General features: G+C 56.3%; 12 protein-coding genes. 4 read left to right on the top strand and 8 right to left on the bottom strand.

Features of this window, described 5'->3' with window-relative positions; all coding sequences use genetic code 11:
* Genes K0B87_01380 through bamA form a run of 6 tightly spaced genes read right to left on the bottom strand, consistent with a single transcriptional unit; the run spans window position 1 to window position 7,875 of the window.
* The gene (locus tag K0B87_01380; protein ID MBW6513391.1) at window positions 1–750 is read right to left on the bottom strand and encodes a molybdopterin-guanine dinucleotide biosynthesis protein MobB; all 750 of its coding nucleotides are present in this window, start codon (window positions 748–750) and stop codon (window positions 1–3) included.
* Window positions 747–1,220 (bottom strand): 2-C-methyl-D-erythritol 2,4-cyclodiphosphate synthase, encoded by a 474-nt coding sequence (gene ispF, locus K0B87_01375; protein MBW6513390.1) that lies wholly within the window; start codon window positions 1,218–1,220, stop codon window positions 747–749. The genes K0B87_01380 and ispF overlap by 4 nt, the downstream gene beginning before the upstream one ends.
* 6 nt (window positions 1,221–1,226) lie before the next feature.
* On the bottom strand, window positions 1,227–3,974 hold the full coding sequence (locus K0B87_01370) for an SIS domain-containing protein (GenBank protein ID MBW6513389.1): 2,748 nt from the start codon (window positions 3,972–3,974) through the stop codon (window positions 1,227–1,229).
* 14 nt (window positions 3,975–3,988) lie between these two features.
* Complete coding sequence (gene ispD / locus K0B87_01365; protein MBW6513388.1) at window positions 3,989–4,687, bottom strand: 2-C-methyl-D-erythritol 4-phosphate cytidylyltransferase; 699 nt, start codon at window positions 4,685–4,687, stop codon at window positions 3,989–3,991.
* A complete protein-coding gene (locus tag K0B87_01360; GenBank protein ID MBW6513387.1) occupies window positions 4,675–5,622 on the bottom strand; it encodes a radical SAM protein in 948 nt (315 codons plus the stop codon). Before K0B87_01360 ends, ispD begins: the two co-directional genes overlap by 13 nt.
* A complete protein-coding gene (gene bamA / locus K0B87_01355) occupies window positions 5,623–7,875 on the bottom strand; it encodes an outer membrane protein assembly factor BamA (GenBank protein ID MBW6513386.1) in 2,253 nt (750 codons plus the stop codon).
* A gap of 212 nt (window positions 7,876–8,087) precedes the next feature.
* Here bamA and K0B87_01350 point away from each other — a divergent pair, with 212 nt between their 5' ends.
* The 4 genes from K0B87_01350 to K0B87_01335 all read left to right on the top strand — a co-directional run bounded on the left by K0B87_01350 (window position 8,088) and on the right by K0B87_01335 (window position 16,200).
* Window positions 8,088–10,982: a T9SS type A sorting domain-containing protein gene (locus K0B87_01350; GenBank protein MBW6513385.1), complete on the top strand. Its 2,895-nt coding sequence runs from the start codon at window positions 8,088–8,090 to the stop codon at window positions 10,980–10,982.
* A gap of 697 nt (window positions 10,983–11,679) precedes the next feature.
* On the top strand, window positions 11,680–12,633 hold the full coding sequence (gene trxB / locus K0B87_01345) for a thioredoxin-disulfide reductase (GenBank protein ID MBW6513384.1): 954 nt from the start codon (window positions 11,680–11,682) through the stop codon (window positions 12,631–12,633).
* Window positions 12,617–15,226, top strand: coding sequence for an alanine--tRNA ligase (gene alaS, locus K0B87_01340; GenBank protein MBW6513383.1), 2,610 nt, complete (start codon window positions 12,617–12,619; stop codon window positions 15,224–15,226). Before trxB ends, alaS begins: the two co-directional genes overlap by 17 nt.
* Entirely contained in the window at window positions 15,226–16,200 is a 975-nt protein-coding gene (locus K0B87_01335) for a glycosyltransferase family 9 protein (GenBank protein MBW6513382.1), read from the top strand. Before alaS ends, K0B87_01335 begins: the two co-directional genes overlap by 1 nt.
* Before the next feature lie 165 nt (window positions 16,201–16,365).
* On the opposite strand, the gene K0B87_01330 is transcribed toward K0B87_01335, so the two are convergent.
* The gene (locus K0B87_01330) at window positions 16,366–17,025 is read right to left on the bottom strand and encodes a hypothetical protein (GenBank protein ID MBW6513381.1); all 660 of its coding nucleotides are present in this window, start codon (window positions 17,023–17,025) and stop codon (window positions 16,366–16,368) included.
* On the bottom strand, window positions 17,026–17,676 hold the full coding sequence (locus tag K0B87_01325) for a hypothetical protein (protein MBW6513380.1): 651 nt from the start codon (window positions 17,674–17,676) through the stop codon (window positions 17,026–17,028).
* Between the last annotated feature and the right edge of the window lie 11 nt (window positions 17,677–17,687).

Genomic DNA, 17,687 nt, shown 5'->3' with positions numbered 1-17,687 from the left:
TCATCTCTTGATCTGAATGGAGATGTCCCCTCGAGAGTCAATGCCCTTCAGGTTGTCCACAAAGGCCAGGACACAGTCCCGCAATAGATTTTGGACAAAGGGGACGATCGTGGCCTGTTTTCCGCCCACTTCCAGAACAAGGGAGTTTTGCCCGTCCAGCACGCAATCATCGCGGGTGGCCCTGCCTTGCACAATGTCCGCCGCCAGCTGCCAGCAGGATCTGCCGCAGGCGCTGCAGCAAGCGGGATCGCTCTGGGGCAGGATGGCAAAACTCTTTTGCAGTATAGCCTCAAGCAATTGCGGAGCTGACCTTTGCAGGCAGAACACCGGCAGGCCCCGATAGGAATCCATCTGGTCAGAAATCCTGCCACTAAGGGCAAAGACTGTATCATCGATCAGTTCATCCACCTGCTCAGTGGTGTCCGCGCAAATGATCTTGGGCACTGCAGCGCTCTTCAAGCCTTCGATGACCAGCCAATCGGCCTGAAGCAAGGCCAGCATGTTTGTCAGTTCTGGCGCCGGGGTCAGGATCAGGGCGGCATCATGTAATCCGCGGGCAAAAACCTGCGTTGCTCCGGCCCTGGCATGCTTCCAGGAGTTGGAACCCTCGCTGTCCGCGTGATAGTTTTCATTGTGAATGTCCTTGATCGAGGCAACCTTGAATCCCTGGCCGGACAATGCCGAGATCAGCTGCGTGGCCAGGGTGGTCTTGCCGGTGTGGTGATAGCCTATGATCCCCAGCGCTTTCATGTCTGCTCCACCAGCACCACGCAATAGCAGGAGATCCCCTCCCCATTGCCGGAAACGCCCAAACCTTCCTCGGTGGTGGCTTTCACGGAGATGAGGCCAACCGGGCACTTAAGATCTTCGGCCAGATTGGCGCGCATTTGCCCAATGAAGGGCTGCAATTTCGGCGCTGAGGCGCAGACCGTGCAATCCAGGTTATTCAGCTTGAATTGCCTGGCCGCAATAAGCGAAAAAGCCCTGCGGAGCAGGAACCGGCTGTCTATATCCTTATAGGCTGGGTCGTTGTCGGGAAAGTGGCTGCCAATGTCGCCCAATGAGAGCGCTCCGAGCAGGGCGTCGATCACGCTGTGAATCAGCACATCGGCATCTGAATGGCCCTCAAGACCCCGTTCATAGGGGATCTCCACCCCTCCCAGGACCAACTTCCGGTCCGGGACCAGGCGGTGGACATCGTAACCTAAACCTATGCGCAACATAGGCTAATCCACCGTTATCGACTTGGACACGTTTTTGGGAACGTCGGGATGGACGCCGTGGTCGAGCATGTTCAGCTTATCCAGCTTCTTCATCTTGCGGATGCTCATCCGCAGGGCCAATAGCTGCAAGGCGACCGTTGCGGAAAAACAGGTGAGCAGGCTGTCCCCGGTCTTGGGCAGCATCACATAGCCCCAGCCATAGTATTCTCCCTCGCGGGGATTGGCGCTGGCGTTCTTCAGCAGCTTGTCGTCCTCTTCGGCGATCACATAGGTATTGGCGCCGCGGATCTTGTGGGTGTTGATCTGGGATATGGTGAGGTTCACGTCCCTCTGGTCCGGGCCCGTCACATATATGAGGGGATAATTCCTGTATAGGGAGGAGAAGAAATCGTGCTCCTCAACCGTTTCGCGGAAGAGTCGGTCGGCTTCGGGAGAAAGGTTGAAAGGCCTGACCCGGGTGAAGATGTAGTCCACCATGGCTTTATAGATGTCCCGGGTTTCCCACCGGGAGATGTCGCGATTTTGGGATTCGGTATCGATGCGGTTGATCTGGTTCCCAAAGGCGCGCACAAAGCTGCGCACATGCTTGATCCCAAAGACCGTGTTCTTGCCCAGGATAGTGTTCGGCCCGTGCTTGAATTCGGAGGCCTCGCGTCCTTCAGCGTGGTTGAGCACGGTTTCGCGGATCTTGAGGGCTCCCTCCATCGCCACGCCGCTGATCTTGGTGGCCAGGATATGCAGCGAAGGCTCCATGTAGATCTTGGCGGCGATGGAATCAATCTCGTCCGCGTTGTTTTCCAGAGTTTCCCTGATCAGTGAAGGAATATTGGCAAGGGTTTGCTCACGCTGCTCCAGGATCTCCAGTTTTTTTCGCACGAGATCCGCATCTTCCCCGTCAGCCAGTTCCTGAAGCTTCATGCGGGCTGTGCGGATGGCCAGATAGTAGAAGAGGGTGATCTGGTTCATGAAGCTCTTGGTTGCGGGAACGGCGATCTCCGGCCCGCAGAGGATCTGGATCGCCAGGTCGCCTTTTTCCTGGCCCAGCGTGGAATTGAGGTTGTTGACCAATACCACTTTGCTGACGTTCACGTTGCTGCTTTCAATGTCATTGAAGATATCGATCAAGTCTTTGGTCTCGCCGGATTGGGAAACACCGATGATGAGGTCGTTGTCCTTGATGCAGTGTGAATATTCGCCCCGGAAATCTCCCGGCAGGATGGGAATGATCTCCACACCGGCGATCTCGTTGAAGAACAGGGCGCCGATCTTGGTGGCGTGAAAACTGGTCCCGCAGGCAATGGAATAGGCCACGCGGTTGTTCTGCAGGGTGTTTTTAACCTGAGAGAGAAAAGCTTGGACGCTGATCTCAAAATCTTCCACACTGTGGGCTTCGGAGAGGGAATCGAAAGCTTTGGCCAGCAAAAGCCTGCGGACGTCGAACTCTTTTCCCAGCAGGTCGATGAAGATGTTTTTCTCGGTCGAGAAGAAATATTTCTTCTCAAAATCTTCCTGGACGGCAACGTCGAAGATCTCCCGATACGACTTTTTGGCATTGATGAAGAACTGGGAAAACTCCTCGGAATCGATCAGAGCGTCAAACAGGGCCTGTTTGGGGACAAAATCCTCAGTTTCCAGAATCCGGGCCATCTTCTGGCAGAGCAGATCTCGCATCTGTTCCTGCTCGATCAGGTCAAGCATGCGTTTGCCGGTATTGGAGCCACCCTGGAAAAGCTTGATCAGTTTGCCGGTCGATTCCACCTGGGCATAGATCTCCTGCTCCATGAAGTATTCAAACTCCGGAAGCAGTTCCACATCCTCGGCCCGCAGCTTGGAAAACACCGGTTTGGTGTCGATCCTGTCACCTTTGTCATAGATTTCCGGAGGCTGGTTCAAACGCTTGAACCGCAGATTCTTCTGGGCAAAGATCTGGTAGTGGCTGGAATCGTATTCAATGAATTCACCTTCCCGCAGATTAACCAGCAGCTTGGTAAAACGCAAAACCGCCGTGAGGTCCGATGAAGCCAGCGCGAAAGGTTCCCCGTCCAGTTCGCCCACTCCGAAATAGAGGCTGCTCCCGGCTTTGATCGCCCACATGGTCTGGGTGGCTGGATCGACGATCACGGCCGCGTAGGAGCCGATGGTCTGATCGGCCGTATTGATGATGGCGCGCCGCATACAGGCTTTGCGTTCCTCTGTTTCCTGAGGGTTGCCGGCCTTGTCCATTTCAACGTCGAAATAGTGCTCGACCGTGTGCACGAGCATCTCGCCGTCGTTGTCGGAAAGCACTGTGTGTCCTTCTTTGGTAAGGAAAACCTTGAGCTCGCGGGTGTTGGTGATATTGCCGTTATGAGCGCCGTAGATATGGCGCTTGCATTTCACTTCGTGGGGTTGGGCGTTGGCCTTGTTCACAAAGCCGAAAGTGGCCCAGCGCACCTGCCCGCAGAAGAGTTTCCCGCTCTGTTTCTCGATCCCCAGGGTCTTGACCAGAGTGCTTGGCGCTCCCACATCCTTGAGCAGGACGATGTTCTGATCTTCTCCCTGGAATGCGGCCCCCGTGGAATCATAGCCCCTGTATTCAAGGGCCTTGAGCAGGCGGGAAGCGTATTGGCCCATATTGACCGAAACCTTGGGCAGGGCGAGTCCCAATACGCCGCATCCGATCCCCGGAACAGGCAGAAACAAGCGCAAGCCGTTCACGCGGTCGGCCAGTTTCCTCAGCCAACCATTGTATCCATCCAAAAATCCGCGCATATTGGCAAAGTCCTTTACACCAAAGCGTTGTCGATGATCTGCCGGGCGAAGAACAGGTCCAGCTCGTCGGTGATCTTGAGATTCAGGTCGGAACAGAACTGATAGCGGACCTTGCCGCCGTAATGCTCCACCAGCGCCGCATCATCCGTGCTGACGTAGCCTTCCTGATAGGCCTTGTCGTAGGCGGCCATGATCAGCTCATGGGAAAAGACCTGGGGCGTGAAAGCCTGGACCAGATTGTGCCGGGGGATCGTTTCCGCGATCCAGTCCGCCTCGATGCGCTTGATCGTGTTTTTCAGCCTGGCCACCGGTACCACGGCCTTCTCTTTTTTCACGATCTCATACAGCTCGCCCAAAAGGTCTTCCGTGATGAATGGCCGCACCGCGTCGTGGATGAACACATACTGCACCGAGGGCGGGCAGTTCTGCAGGGCCCCGAAAATGCTGTCCTGCCTCTCGATCCCGCCCGGCATTACCAGCCAGGGTTTGGCGCTATCTTCGAAAAACCTGGTCACCAGTTCTTCGGTATAGGCCAGTTGTTCTTCCGGGGCGGTGATGATAATATTGTCGATAAACGCGGAGTTGAAGAACTTCTCCAGGGTATGGACCAGAATGGGGATGCCGCCCAGTTCCAGAAATTGCTTCTTGACCGTGCCTCCCATCCGGCTGCCCGATCCAGCGGCGGTTATGATCGCCGTGTTCAGTGAATCCATGCGTAAAAAACTCCTCTCTTTTCTCGTTTGACGCTGATCTTCTGCTCGCCATGGAGCTGGCGCAGATATTTGCTCACCTCATTGATATGCAGGCCCAGCGAGGCGGCCAGGTCTTCCGCGGTCGAAGGACGCCTTTGCAGGGTGGCGGAGATCGAACGCTCCACATCCTCCGGCACGATCGTCTCGAACTGCTCCGCCTGGACTTTGGCTATGATCTCCACCGGCATAGCCAGCTTCGCCTCAAAGTGCTGCTTGACTCTGTTTAACGCCGCGTTGCCCGCAGCCTTGACCCATTCTTCCGCGCCCGGCCGGTCCAGGGAATTGATCTGCACCTTGTCCGGAGCGATCCTGGCTATGGCCTCGCTCAGGCAGTCCAGTTCAGTCTCAGTGTCATTGATGCCGGCGATGATGAACACTTCCAGCCAGATCTGGCCTTTGTATTCTTGGCGCAGTGTGGCCAATCCCAATACAAGATCTTCAGCCCTCAATGCCTGGTGGGGCCTGTTTATCCTTCTGTAGGTCTCCTGATTGCAGGCATCGAGGGAGGGCAGGATCAGGTCGCAGGGCAGGATCTCCTTTCTGATGGTGGCGTTATGGAGCAGAGTGCCATTGGTGAGCACAGCCAGTTTGTATTCAGGATAATGGCTTTTAATGAAGGATATGACCTCTCCGATCCTGCTATACAGGGTCGGCTCGCCTGCTCCGGAAAAGGTGATGTAATCAAGTTCCGGCCTGGCGGACAGGAAATCGGCCAGCTCAGAGGTGATCTCCTCCAGGGGAAAGAATTCCCTGCGGCGCAGGGTGAGGTGCGTGGTGCGCTGAACTTCGCAATAAACGCAGTTCAGCGGGCAATATTTGTAGGGGACCAGGTCCACGCCAAGCGACAATCCCAACCGGCGGGAATGAACGGGCCCAAAAAGGTGTTCATACTTCATCTAGAAGGTGGTGCCAAACTGCAGATGCGGTTCCCAATGCCCGTCTTCCAGGTTGTAGGCATAGTCAAATCCGATCAGGCCAAAGGGGCTGCGGATGCGGATCCCGGCACCAACGCCCTTTTTGAGTTTGAGGAAATTGAACTCCCGCAGGTGATTGTAGCTGTCCCCCGCGTCGAAGAATCCGATGGCGATGATCTGATCGCCCCCGATCGGATAACCGATTTCGCTGGAAAAGATCACTGCCCTGGATCCGCCGCCCTTTGGACCTATGGAACGGTCAGCGTAGCCGCGGACTCCGTCCACGCCAGTGCCCCCCAGATAGAATTTCTCGTCCGGAGGCGCGTCTTCAGATGAACCGTAGGGCGTGATATAGCCGAAGCGCCATTTGGTGCGCAGGGTGATCTTATACCAGGTCTCCATGTACCAGTTGACTTGGGCGATCTGCTTGAAATAGTCGAAATCCCCGCCCAGGAGACCGCCGGCAAGCTCAGAGAACAGGGTTAGCTGCGTGCCCCGCGTGGGAAAGAAAATGCTGTCGCGCGTGTCGCGGCTGACCGTGGCGCTGAGGGCACTGGTGTAGCGCCAATCCAATGAATCCAGTTCGATCAGCGGGCTGCCCGGATCCATGGTCTCCAGAAACCTGTCCATGTTTGTGATGCGGTATTTCTTCGCGTACAAGGAGTATCCGCCAACCAGCCTGGTGCGGTCGACCCAGGGAATGTATTGCCCCAGGCGGACGCTGCCGCCGCGGTTGTAGATCTCGTAGTAGAAAGAGCTCCAGGTCTTTTTGGTGTAATACAGGGAACTGCCCAGCAGCAGGTCCGAATCCAGCAGATTGGGATTGGTGAAGCTGAATTCAAAGTTTTGCGTGCTGCCGCCGAATTCCCACATCAAACTGCTGGACCAGTTATTGCCAAAGAGGTTGTTTTGCGAAACGGAAAGCTGCCCCACGACTCCATCCGCGCTGTTATAGCCGATACCGCCGTTGGCCGAGCCGGAAGATTTGTCGATCACGTCGAAAATCAGGTCGATATCGCCGTTTTCATTGATCTGGGAGTAATCCAGCTTGATGTCCGGCTCAAAGAAACCCAGATTGTAGATATTCTGCTGGGTGCGGATCACCTGCAACTGCCGGAAATAATCCCCGGGCGCGATATCCAGTTGGCGCCTAATCACCTTTTCCTTGGTGCGCTGGTTGCCGGTTATCTGGATCTGCCGGATGCGGGCGCGGTTGCCTTCACTCACCTGCAGTTCTATGTTCAGCTGGTCGCCCTCTTTCTTGATGTCCGGCTTGATCTCAGTGTAGATGTAGCCCTCGTCGAAATATTTGGAATAAACCCCTGCCAGTTGGCGGTCAAACTTTTCCTGGTCGAAGGGTTCTCCATACTTGAGGGTAAAAACGCTTTGGAGGGCTTCGCTGGTGAAATTTTCATTCCCGCTGATGCTGATGCTGCCAAGCATATACTTGATCCCTTCCTGGATGGTGATCACCAGTTCCAGATCCCTCTCGCCGATCTGTTTCAGCTCATAGGGGCCCACCCGAACGTCGATGAAGCCGTTTTTCTTGTAGTACGCGGCCAGGTTGACCAGGTCCTGATCGAATTTGGCCTGCTCGAAACGTCCGGACCGCAGCAGGTTCTTCGGTTTGGTCTTCATTCTCTTTAGGAGGGTCTTGTCGTCAAAATTCAGGTTGCCCACGAAAGTAACGCTGTTGATCGCCAGGCGGTGCCCTTCGTCCACCTTGACCGTCACCCGCACCTTGCCTTCCTCAGGAAATTCCTCGGTCACGTCCACCTTGGCGTTGCTGAAACCCTTGCTGTGATACTCGTCCCTGAGTTTTCTGATCAGCTCCTGTTTCTGCTGCTGCGACCAGAAAGTGCCGATCCGGACCGTGACCAACTCATCCAAGCGGCTCGGTTTGACCACGCTCATCCCGTCATAGCTGATCTGGGTAAGGACGGGATTCTCGGCCACCTGGAAGATCAGGTTCACCCCGTTCTGATAGGGCTCCGTGCTCACCCGGATATCGGAAAACACGCCCATCTTATAGAGCTGTTTGATCGATTTGGCCACTTCCTCAGGATCGAGGTCGTCGCCAATGCGCAAACTGATCGACGACGTCACCAGTTCCCTGGAAACCGTTCTGGCCCCGTCGACGCGGATCTCATATATCGTCTGGCCTGCCGCAAACAGGCTGCCCAAGCTGAAGACCAGCATCAGGCATAGCATTAGGCACCGTTCAAATCTGTGCATTTCTCCTCCATATAGAGTTGATGACTAAATCTGCCAATCCCCGTTTTTCGTAAAGTGTTTTTTTACCCGGTTCTGTATCTAAAGCCAACCCGGCTTCCTGAACCCCTGCCCCCATCGTCCGCGCAAACTTAGCTTGCCCTTGGGAACCTTAATTGCATATTAGAATTGCAGAAAATAATCTGACCATCCATAAATCATTGGGAGCCATGATCATGAAACATAAGATTGGCCTGCTCGTCCTGCTGGGATCATTCCTGGCCGCCGCTGCCTGGTCCGCGGTGGAAAGCCATCCGCGCAAGCCCTACGGGGATTTTTTCGCCCGCCAGATTGAAGCCAGGGCCGATTCCCTGACCGGATTCGACATCCAGAAATACGAGATCACCCTGGACATCAACCATCAGACCCATCAGATCGCCGGAAATGTGCTGGCCACCGTTTTGGCTGAAGATAACCTCAGCTCGATCCAATACAATCTCGTGGGCCTGACTGTCAGCAGCGTCCTGGTCAATGGCGTTGCTGCCGCCTATACCCACACCGGCGGGATCATCAATATCAGCCTGAACATCCCCTCCGGCCAGACTTTCAGCACCCAGGTCTTCTATTCCGGGGTCCCCCAGCTTTCCGGAGCGCCCTACAACATTGGCATGATCTTCAGCGCCAACACGGTCTTCACCATTTCGGACCCCGACGCCGGCCGCTATTGGTGGCCTTGTTACGACCATCCCTGGGACAAGGCCGTCGTGGATCTGCACATCACCCTGCGCGGCGACTGGAAGGTGGCCGCGAACGGCATCCGGACCTCAATCGTGGATAATGGCGACGGAACTTCCACCACCCACTGGATCGGAGAACATCCCATGACCACGTATCTGGTCTGCATCACGGCCGGACCTTACGTTGAGATCAACCAGACCGCGGGAGACATCCCCATCCAGAGCTTCGTTACGCAAAACCAGTACAACAACGCCCTGGTGGATTTTGCCAACGTGCCCGCCATGATCAACTATTTTTCCCAGGTCTTTGGCCCTTATCCCTTTGAGAAATACGGTCACGCAGTCGTGAGCATGAGCACCTATGGCGCCATGGAACACCAAACCATGACGACCCTGGGAAACTTCATCATCACGGGCAACGGGACCTATGAACTGATCATCGCCCACGAACTCGCGCACCAATGGTATGGCAACGCCGTTTCCTTCCTCACGTTCAAGGATGTCTGGCTCTCCGAGGGCTTTGCCACCTATTCAGAGCATCTCTGGGTCGACCATACCCTGGGCTGGCAAGCCGCCGCGGATTACATCTATACCAGTTACCACCAATACTATCTGAACTGGGCCGCCGGCGCGGGCCCCCAAACCATCTACGATCCTGCCTTTAACTACTATTTCGCGCCCCCGTCATACGAGAAAGCAGCCTCCGTGCTGCATATGCTGAGGCTCAAGATCGGCAACGCCAACTTCTTCCAGCTGCTGCAGGATTGGTTTTCCGCCTGGAGCGGTGGAAACGCGGTCACATCCGAATTCCAGGCCCTGGCGGAACAGATCAGCGGCCAGGACCTGAACCAATTCTTCCAGCAATGGATCTACGGATCGGGAACACCGGAGCTGGAATACAGCGTCTGGAACAATTCCAACAGCGATCAGCCGCTCCGGATCGAAGCCAGGACGAGATCCAACACCCCCACCAACTTTGAAATCCAAGTACCTTTCCGTTTTGTCAATGGCGCCGATTCCGACTCGCTGCTCGTAAACGCTTTCCCCAACGGGGTTTGCAATAGCTTCAGCCTGAACTATGATTCAGCCTCGGTCCTGGAACCGAACCACAACCACTGGGCCCTGTTGCGCAATGTCACGGAACTCAAACCCGCCCTAACGGAATGCCTGCCCTCAAACTCCGCCGTACTGCTCTCCTGGGAGCCTTTCCTGGACAACCAGAACCTCGCCTATTATGTTTACCGCCGTCCCTTGCAGGGCGTGCCGGAATGGCAGCAGATCAATCCTGAAGCACTGAACGAGCTCTCCTTCCTGGATTCCAGCGCGGAGAACGGCACTGCCTATCAATACGCGGTCCGCGCCATCGATGCCAGCGGCTATCTGAGCGAGATGTCCAATTTCATGGCCGCCACCCCCGTGGCCTTCAGCTTTGCCAACGACCTTCTGGTGGTGGATGAAACCCGCGACGGAACAGGCGCCAACATCAATCCCGACGACGCGATGGTGGATGCTTTCTATGCGGCCGCCCTCTCCCCCATCGTATACGAGGATTGGGATGTGGCCACCCAAGGCCTGCCGGGGCTTGACATTCTGGGCCAGTATCGTTTGATCCTCTGGCATGCCGACGACTTTGCCCAAAACCTGCTGATCGACCATCTGAACGTGCTTGGCGGCTATCTGCTGGGCGGCGGAAAGGTCCTCCTCTCGGGCTGGAAAACCACCTCGGTGCTGTCAGACACCTTCCTGCAGCGCTTTGGAGGAAACGTCGACCTGGTTTACGACAACTCCGCCGGCTTGATCGGCGCAGAGTCCACCCAGTATCCGGAACTGCTGGTCGATCCGCTCAAAACCATTCCCACCTGGAACCAAATGCTGCCTTATATCTACACCTTTCTGGGGACCTCAAATTCTCTCTACACGGCCAATATGAGCACCACCAGCCTGGGCAACGGAAACAGCATCGCCTTTCGCCGTTCGCTTCCGGCAAGCGGGTCCGAATTCGTCCTCCTCGGCCTGCCGCTCTATTTCATGCAAGCCGATGGTGTGCGCGGCTTCTTGCAGGCCATCATTCCGGACCTGCTCTCCCCCGTCGCCAACCACGATCCCGCCGTGCCTCCAATCTCTCTCAGCCTGAGCGTTTCACCCAATCCCTTCCAGTCGCGCACCATATTGCGCTTCACCCTGGCGGAGAAAGGATCCGCCCGCCTCGGGATCTACAACCTCAAGGGCCAGCTTGTCCGCGAACTCCTCTTTGGAGAGAAAAGCCATGGAACCTACGATATCGCTTTCGATGGCAGGGATGGCAAAGGCTCGCCCCTGGCCTCCGGCATTTACATCATTAGGATGGATTCCGGCGGCAAATCCATCAGCAAAAAGGTCAGTTTGATCAAGTAAAGCGGACGCCCTTTACCCCGGATGTAATCCTTATCCGTCGGTCTAACAAGAAATTACATCTTTCCGGCTTCCGCCTCCATCTTCTGGCTCCCCTTATCAATACGGTAAGACCTTTGCGTAATTGCTTTATACTGGCATGACAGGGCATGATTCGGAAAGTTATCTACAACATCCGGAGATTCATCGTCCCGATCGATGAAAAGTCCCTGGATTCCCCACTATTTTGTCACTATTTCAACCCATTTTGCCTTTTCCAAGTTGACGATCAAAACAGAGACCCAGACTCAGGAATTTTAACCCCGGAGAATACTTCGTAGAAAACCTTTCCCATCATTTCGGGATCGACGAGCCCAAGCATCCCCATTACCAGGCATATAAAAAATTAGAAGAACATTTGCGAGCTATGGGCGGAAAAGAACTGCTCACCGCCTCCAGCTTTGAGAAAAGGCAGGTGGCCAAGCCAGACGGAACCCCATTGAGGCTTACGCAAGCTGATACCCAGGAGGCCATGCCCCAAACTCATGAGGGAATCCGAAATCCTGAAACTGAATAATGATGATCCGATTTGACTAAATAGGTGAGAATACATACCGCGCGGGCAAACGCAGCAGGGGCGCGGAAACACAAATTGCTTGACGGGGAGAGGGGCTTTAAAAGATACGTAAATATCCATATCTGATTTTTTGCGAGGTTGAACATGAATTATGACGTGATGATCGTGGGCGCGGGCCCCGCCGGGCTGAGCGCTGCCATCTACAGTGCCAGGGGCGGATTGAAGACCGGCGTGTTTGAGAAAGGCATTGTGGGCGGACAGATAACCGTGACTGACGAGGTTGAGAACTATCCGGGCTTCATTGAACCCATCTCCGGATTTGAGCTGACGGACAAGATGAAACAGCAGGCGGAGCGGTTCCAAGCCCACTTCATCGACGAAGAGGTGACCGCCATCGGCATGGAAGGTCTCTGCAAGATCGTGGAGACCACCCAGAACAAGTACCGCGCCAAATCTCTGATCTTTTGCACCGGCGCGCATCCCCGGCTGCTCAACGTGCCCGGCGAAGAACATTTCACGGGACGCGGGGTTTCCTATTGCGCCACCTGCGACGGAGCGCTTTACCGGGATAAAATCGTGGCGGTGGTCGGTGGCGGCGATTCCGCGATCGAGGAAGCGATCTTTCTCACCCGCTTTGCCAAAAAAGTGATCGTCATCCACCGCCGGGACGAGCTGAGGGCGCAAAAGATCATCCAGGAACGGGCTTTCCGGAATCCCAAGATGGAATTCATCTGGGACACGGTGGTGCAGGAAATTCTCGGCAACACCAAGATCGAAAAGCTTGAGATCTTCAACCGCAAGACCCAGCAGATCACTTTCATAGAATTGGACGGCGTGTTCATCTATGTGGGCATCCTGCCCAACAACGAGCTGCTGGAATCCAGGATCGAACTGGACAGCGCGGGATTCGCCCTCACCGATGAATTCATGCACACCAACGTTCCGGGCATCTATGCCGCCGGCGATATCCGCCACACCGTGCTGCGCCAGGTCGTCACGGCCACCAGCGACGGCGCGATCGCGGCCTGGAGCGCGGAGAAATGGATCATGGAAAACTACGACTCGATCGAAGGGATAGTGCATGTGCCCAAAGCTTAGCAGCAAAGAGATCCGGCAGCAATTCCTGGATTTCTTTCTGGCTCGCGATCACGCCTTCGTGCCTTCCTCGCCGGTTGTGCCGGGCGATGATCCCACCCTGCTGTTCGCCAACGCGGGCATGAACCAGTTCAAGGACATCTTCCTCGGCCTGCGGGAACCTGAAGTTAAGAGGGCCGTGAACAGCCAGAAATGCATCCGCGCCGGCGGCAAGCACAACGACCTCGAGGAAGTGGGCAAAGACGGATATCACCACACCTTTTTTGAGATGCTGGGCAACTGGTCGTTCGGGGATTATTACAAGAAAGAGGCGATAGGGTGGGCGTGGGAACTGCTCACCGGGATCTGGAAACTGCCGCCTGACAAGCTTTACGCCACGGTCCACGACAGCGATTCCGAGGCCTTCGAACTATGGGAAAAGCACACCGACATCGATCCGGAGCACATTTCCTATCAGGGGGACAAGGATAATTTCTGGGAGATGGGGGAAACCGGCCCCTGCGGGCCCTGTAGCGAGATCCACATCGACCGGGGTCCCGCGCATTGCGAGAAACAGGGCGTCGCAGGCCACGTCTGCGCGGTTAATGGAGATTGCGCCCGCTACATCGAGCTCTGGAACCTTGTTTTCATCCAATACAAGCGGGAGGCGGACGGCTCGCTGATTCCCTTGAAAAGCAAATTTGTGGATACCGGAGCTGGTTTCGAACGCCTCGTCCAGGTGCTGCAGGACAAGCACAGCAACTACGAGACCGACCTGTTCCTGCCGATCATTGACAAGATCGCCGCCTTGAGCGGGATTCCCTACAATCCCCTGCAGAGCGTTTCCCACAGGGTTATCGCGGATCACGTCCGTTGCCTCTGTTTCGCCCTCGCCGACGGTGGATTTCCCTCCAATGAAGGCCGCGGCTACGTGATGCGCCGCATCCTGCGCCGGGCGGCCAGGCATGGACGGCTGCTCGGTTTCGCGGAACCCTTCATGTTCCATCTGGTGGACGAAGTCATCAGGATCATGGGACACCACTTTCCGGAGCTGAAGGGCAAGGAAGCCTACATCCGGATGGTGGTCAAAGCCGAGGAGGAGCGCTTCAACCAGACCCTGGACCGGGGGCTCGAGCAGCTCGACGAGATCTGCTCCAATCTGGAGGGGGACATCATTCCCGGTAAAGACGCCTTCATGCTATACGACACCTACGGTTTTCCGCTCGACCTCACTCTGATCCTGGCTTCTGAGAGGAACCTCAGGGTGGATACGCAAGGCTTTGAGACCGAAATGGTTGCCCAGCGCGAACGCGCCCGCAAGAGCTCAAAATTCACCTATGCCAGGGACGAGGCGGAGTGGGTCGAACTGGAACCGACCACCCCAACTGAGTTTCTCGGCTACGAACAGGACAAGGCCGAGGCCAGGATCCAGCGCTACCGGATCGCGGAGGACGGGTCCCTTCAGCTTCAGCTTGACCGGACTCCCTTCTATGCCGAATCCGGAGGCCAGATCGCGGACACGGGCAGGATCCATAACGAGGAGTTTGAACTGCGGGTCAATGACGTGAAAAAGAATGGCGAGGCATTCATCCACAGCGGGGAACTGGCGCGGGGAACGGTTTCTCCCCATCCCGTGACCGCTGAGATAGATCTGGCGCGCCGCAAGGACATCGCCAGAAACCACACCGCCACCCATCTTTTGCACAAAGCTCTGCGTACGGTCTTGGGCGAACACGTGCAGCAAAAGGGTTCGTTGGTGGATCCCGATTACCTGCGCTTTGATTTCACGCATATGAAAGCGCTGACCCGCCAGGAACTGGCAGCGATCGAAGCTGCCGTCAATTCCGCCATCCGGGACAACCGGCAGGTTTTGGTCGGGATCAAATCCCTGGCTGAGGCAAGAAAGGACGGCGCCATTGCCCTCTTTGGCGAAAAATACGCCGAGCAGGTGCGCGTGGTGAGCGTGCAGGACTTTTCCCAGGAACTTTGCGGCGGAATCCACGTTCAGGCCAGCGGAGAGATCGGGCTGTTCAAGATTGTGTCCGAGAGCTCTTCAGCCGCCGGGATCAGGCGCATCGAGGCCGTCACGGGTCGTGGCGCATTGGAATTCGTTTCCTCGCTGCAGGAGACCCTGGCGCGTCTGGCCGCCAGCCTGCACGTGCCGGAAAAACAGCTCGAGGCCAAGGCCGAAGCTTTGACCGCACGGATCCACGAACTGGAGCAGCGCCTCAAACAGAGTGAAGCGCAAAAGAGCAGTTCTGAGGCCGGGGAATTGCTTGACCGGATCGAGTCCCTGGACGGATTCAAACTGCTCAAGGCGCAGGTTTCCGCCGAGGGCGGCAAATTGCGCGAACTGGGGGATTCTCTGAAGGACAGGGCCAAAGACGCCATATCCCTGCTGTTTTCGCTTTCAGGCGACAAGGTCACCATCCTCTGCGTGGTCGGCTCAGACCTGCAATCCAGATTTCACGCCGGCAGGATCGTCAGCGCCGTGGCTGCAAGATTTGACGGCAAGGGTGGCGGCCGGCCCGATTCCGCCATGGCCGGAGGGAGTGGTCCAGACAGGCTGCCCGCGGTGCTGGAAGACCTGCCCGCGATCATCAAAAGCACCCTGTGATGCGCATCCTGGTCCTGAGGCTCAGTTCGCTGGGGGATATCATCCTCACGCAGCCCGTGGTTGCGGAACTGAGGCAGCTCCATCCCGAAGCGGAGATCGATTTCCTCTGCAAACCGGAATACGCGACGTTGCCAGGCCTGTTCGGGCTGGACCTGAAGGTCATCGAATATAGCAAAAACCTGGGCTGGCATCTGAGGCTGGCGGGGCACAAGTATGACCTCGTGATCGATCTGCACTCCAAGTTTTCCACCTGGCTGGTCAGCAGGCTGGTGCGGGCCAAACAGAAAGTGGCCTATGCCAAACAGCGGAAATTGCGGCGGGCCATCGTACGAGGGGACAGGAACGCCACGATCGAAGCCACTGTCCGCCTTTACTACTCAGCCCTGGAACGCCTGTATCCTGATGCTTTCAACAGCCGGACCCCGATCCGGTTTCCGGCTCTGGAATTGGCTGAACCAGTTGAATCAGGTCAAGGCGGCGGAAAAAAGCGGATCGGGCTGTTTTTGGGAGCGGCGCATGCCACCAAAGCCTATCCTGTGGAGCAATGGAGGGAGTTTCTGCGCCTGTCCGGGGATAGACATGAATTCCGGCTTTACGGGAACAAGGCTGACGGGATCCTGGCAAAGGATCTTTGCCGGGAGTTTCCAGAGTTGAAAGATTTATGCGGCAGCCTGGATCTGCTGGAATTGACGCGGGAGATCCAACTCTGTGATGCCATCATCAGCGGAGACAGCGGTCCGATGCACATCGCGGCTGCTTTAAGCAAGCCCCAGATCGCCATCTTCGGAGGCACTCATCCGCGCCTCGGGTTCGCCCCCCTGAATCACAAAGCCAGGACACTATCCGCCGATCTGGATTGCCAGCCCTGCTCACTGCACGGTCTGGAAAGCTGCCCCCAAGGGCATTTCAATTGCATGAAGGAGATTACGCCCAGCCGCCTGGCTGACGCCCTGAACGCTTTGTTGCGGTCCTGATCCGTATCTCTGACCCTCTTTAGCTCTTTTCCTCCTTTTTCCCAGCCCGTCCGCCTCTTGTCCGCCACCTGCCGACTACCCGCCAAATCGGCGGGAACTCGGCGGGAGGCATAAGGGAGGTAAGCGCGTCAGCCAAAAGGGGGAGAAGATGCCCTCAAACCCTGTTTACCAATCGACTTTGAGCATCAGCATCGGGCTCTTGTCTTTGACATCCATGTAGACCTGCGAACCGCTTTTCTCTGAAACGAAGCGCAGAACGTCTATCCCGCTGATCAGGTGGTTGACGATCAGCACGCCCACCGTCATGGACGCGTAATCGCGCAGGTCCTGGGTGCGGATGCGGACTTTGCTGTAGGCTGCGCGGTTGTCCACGCTGTCCCAATTCCAGGCATATGCGTCGGTGTAGATATTGGCATCGATGTAGGCCTGCTGGAGAACGGGGTCGTTGGGGTAAAGCTGGACCGCGTCCTGGAGCACTCCGGCGTTGTAACCTCCGGCGTCGTAGCCGCTGCTGCTATAGCGGCTCAGGTCGCGCCAATATTGGTCCGGGTAGTCTCCTGGTTGGATGTGGGCGTATTTCAGCGCGTATTCGTAGTATTCCTGGGTTTTGAGGACCTTCTCGGCATTCAGGTAGAGCAGGGTGGAAATTATCCCCGCTTCCGCGGCCAGCATGGCGTAACCGTAGTTCCTGCCGGCCCGGACCTGGCTCAAACCAGGAACCGCGAGGGATTGGACCAACTGCCAGCCTTTGCTTTCGGCCGCCAGCAAAGATGATATGACAAGGATGAGGACTGTCAGGACAAGGATCTTGGGTAGGGATCGCATTTAAAACTCCAGTCGGTAATTCAACATCAATCCGTCTGTTTCCAGAGGAGTGAAGTAGAGGGCTGTGCTTTTTGAGGGATCGCGGGAGATCAGGGCAACGTCGATGATGCTGATCACCCGGTTGAGGATGACCACCCCCAGGCTCAGGTTCTGATACATCTTGGTAGTCTGCGTCTTGCGCCGCAGCTTGCGGTAATGGTCCTGCTGCAGAGTGCTTTGCCAGGCCCAGGCCTCCTCTTCCGAATAGGTGTTCTCGAGCATATACTGGGCGAAGCCATCAGGGTCATATATGTATATCAAATAATAATTACGGGCGGCAAGTTCCACGCTTTGGTTGAACTCATCACTGCTAAGATATTCCTGGACATGCTGATAGTATCTTTCGCCCATATCTTCGGGAATGCCGGCATAGACCTGGGCATAGCGGGTGTAGGAATCGATCAGGTCGTTCTTTTGCCTGCCTGTCGCCCAGTAGGAGGAAAGGGCCAGAATGTCCAGACCCAGCAGGGCGGCGCCCCGGTTCGTTTGGCCCAGGGCGATCTGGCCGGTTCCGGGAACCAGGGCCGACATGCCCATGAAGGCTACCTTGGGCAGGGCCGCCAGGGGCAGAGCGATAAGCAGCAGGGATATGAAGAGCAGGGAAGGCTTCACCAGACTCAAGC

The organism is Candidatus Syntrophosphaera sp. (assembly GCA_019429425.1).
GTDB lineage: Bacteria > Cloacimonadota > Cloacimonadia > Cloacimonadales > Cloacimonadaceae > Syntrophosphaera.
This window is presented reverse-complemented; position numbering and strand designations above follow the sequence as displayed.